The 3110-nt window shown below is 33.0% G+C and carries 3 protein-coding genes; all 3 read left to right on the top strand.

The genetic code is table 11. From position 1 onward, the window contains the following. Positions 1-101: 101 nt before the first annotated feature. The 3 genes from FPG59_RS15215 (at position 102) to FPG59_RS15205 (ending at position 3058) form a co-directional block, all read left to right on the top strand. Complete coding sequence (locus FPG59_RS15215) at positions 102-974, top strand: aldo/keto reductase family oxidoreductase (protein ID WP_086455405.1); 873 nt, start codon at positions 102-104, stop codon at positions 972-974. Positions 975-1010: 36 nt separating this feature from the next. Next, positions 1011-1769: an SDR family NAD(P)-dependent oxidoreductase gene (locus FPG59_RS15210; RefSeq protein ID WP_086455404.1), complete on the top strand. Its 759-nt coding sequence runs from the start codon at positions 1011-1013 to the stop codon at positions 1767-1769. Positions 1770-1918: 149 nt separating this feature from the next. Next, positions 1919-3058, top strand: a complete 1140-nt coding sequence (locus FPG59_RS15205) for an ATP-binding protein (protein ID WP_086455403.1) — start codon at positions 1919-1921, stop codon at positions 3056-3058. The last annotated feature ends 52 nt before the right edge of the window (positions 3059-3110 follow it).

The following is a 3110-nucleotide window of genomic DNA, read 5'->3' as shown; positions in this document are numbered from 1 at the left end:
ATTTTAAGGACATATTGTGATACAATTTTTATATTTTTAAGAACTTTGAATATTATACTTTGATTTCAAAGTTTTGTATCTTTAAACAAAAAAAATCAACCATGAGCAAAACAAAAATATCACCCATAATAGCAGGGGTCATGAATTGGGGAATTTGGGATAAAAAACTCAATACCAAAGAAATGGAAAATATGATCAATGTGTGTCTTGAAAATAAAATAAGCACTTTTGACCATGCTGATATTTATGGAGATTACACCACCGAATTTGAATTTGGTAAAGCATTAGCTGCAAGTAAAATAGATAGAGAAAGAATACAACTAATCTCTAAATGTGGCATTCAAATGGTAACTGAAAACAGAAACAACACCGTTAAAAATTACCAATATTCACAAGAATACATCATAAAATCAGTTGATAATTCCTTGAAAAACTTGCAAACAGATTATCTAGATGTACTCTTATTGCACAGACCTAGCCCCTTAATGCAAGCCGATGAAATTGCTGAGGCGGTTTTAAAATTAAAAACGGCTGGGAAAATTAATGATTTCGGATTATCAAATTTTACCACCTCACAAACAGAACTCATCCGAACCAAAACCGAAGTTTCATTCAATCAAATTCAGTTTTCGGCTACGCATCATGAGTCCATGCTCGATGGCAGCCTTGACTATATGCAAATTCACGGCATTCGTCCTATGTCATGGAATCCACTCGGATCCGTTTTTAGAGAGGATATCCCACAAACGAGAAGACTAAAAAAATTACTAGCTACGCTAGTTTCAAAATACCATTTAGGATCTGATTCTATTTTATTGGCTTGGATTTTAAAACATCCAGCTCAAGTAATTCCTATTGCGGGAACTGTAAATGTGGCACGCATACAATCACTACAAAAAGCAGTTGAATTAGAGCTAGAACATGAAGATTGGTTTGCCATCTGGACAGAAAGTATGGGTCATAAAGTACCTTAGTACCTTTTAAACTATTTAAATAAAATTATCCTAATAATGACTAAAACTGCATTAATAACTGGAGCTACTAGCGGAATAGGAAAAGCAACCGCACAGCTTTTAGCAAAAAACAATTATAAAATTATCCTTTGCGGAAGACGAGAAGATCGACTAGATGATTTAAAACAAGAACTCTCAAAACTTACCGAAGTTTACACTTTAAACTTTGATGTTCGTGACAAAATAGCGGTTTTTGATAGTATTAACTCAATTCCGAAAAACTTTGCAACCATAGATATTTTGATTAATAACGCAGGAAACGCACATGGTCTTGACCCAATTCAAAACGGAAATTTAGACGATTGGGACGCTATGATCGATATTAATGTCAAGGGACTTTTATATGTTTCAAAAGCTGTGATTCCTGGAATGATAGAACGAGAATCAGGTCATATCATTAACATAGGATCTATAGCTGGAAAAGAAGTGTATCCAAATGGAAATGTATATTGCGCCTCTAAACACGCCGTTGATGCACTCAACCAAGCTATGAGAATGGACTTAAATCCCTACGGCATAAGAGTGGGTGGCATACATCCTGGCGCTGTAGAGACCGAGTTTAGCGAAGTACGATTTAAAGGCGATACAGAAAAAGCCGCAAATGTATATAAAGGATTTGAACCCTTGCGTGCCGAGGATATTGCCGATATTATTCATTTTGTGGTGTCAAGACCATATCACGTAAACATTGCCGACTTGATGGTACTACCAACAGCCCAAGCAGCAGCTACTATTTTAAAAAAGGAAATTGTTTAGAAATAATTTGAAAAATTTAACCGCTAATAAGAATTTTATCTAATAAATTTAAAATTTGATGATTCACGGTTCCTTTTTCTATATTCTGAGACAAAATTTAAAATAGGATTGGAAAAACACCTTAACAAAAATAAAAATAGTCTCTCGCAATGATCAACAAACGTCTACTTATTAAAAACCTACTCGCTCATAATGACGAGAGTAGTTTTTATGATAAAAAAAGACAGTTGAACTTGCATTCTCGTGAGGGAAAAGCAAAATTTTTAAAACACATTTGTGCCCTTTCTAACTCTAACCCTACTAATAATTCATACATTGTTGTAGGCGTTGAAGATCAGGAAAATACAATTGTAGGTGATGATTTTTTTGACGATAGCCGTATCCAAAATCTTGTAAACGCCTATCTTGAAAATCCACCCAAAATTCAATACGAGAATGTTCCTTTTCCAAATTTGCCAAAAGACAAGGTTGTTGGTCTTGTAACTATAAAACCAAAAAACAAAACATCATCCTTCAAAAAAGGAATACACACCATTCCTATTTCATCTATTTTTATTAGACGCGGCAGCAATACCATACCACTTGACGGAGACTTTGAAAAAAATTATCAAAACACCGAAACCGTAATTGGTATTGAAAACAACTCCAGAAATAGCATTGAAAATACGCTTGATGGTGTTATGGATTTTATGAACCTTCGACACAAGGATATGTCACCAAAATACAAAGTCTTCAAAGAATTATTTGTTATTTGTTGGGCAGGTATTACTAAAAAATCTCGAGATAAAACCTATCTCTCACGTGTAGATATTGAATTAATTAATGAGCAAATTAAACTCTTTTATTCGGCACAAGATGTGGTTGAAATCACTTTTAACGAAGATACTTTTACTATTATTGAATATGTTCCATTGGGTTTAAATGATAAAACCAGCTATTATCCACTTGAAAAACAAACCATCCATTTTCAAGATAATGGATACTATAAAATTGAACGAGAGTTTTTATTTCAACCGCCAGAATTCAATAAAAAATTACTATTTCACATTTATAATGTGAACCTTAGTATTTTAAAAAAGCTAGAAAAGGGATTTGAATTGAGTATTAGAGAAAATAAAGATTTAGAAAACTTACCCTCTACCTTAATGATTTGTTACCTCAACGGTTTTGAAGATGCTAAACAAAAACTGATTGATGCTAAACTAGTATTAAAACCTTTTAAACAAGTGTATTTATCGTTTAAAGAAGCTTTGCGAGTTTTGAGAAAAATGAAATATGATGTACAGTAGAAAGGAAATTACGTATGACTTTAAAATTAAACACGTATGGGATGTATTCCTT

The sequence above is a fragment of the Flavobacterium sp. FPG59 genome, assembly GCF_002150205.1.
Taxonomy (GTDB): Bacteria; Bacteroidota; Bacteroidia; order Flavobacteriales; family Flavobacteriaceae; genus Flavobacterium.
Note: the sequence above shows the minus strand (reverse complement) of the source record. Positions and strands in the feature narration are given on the sequence as shown.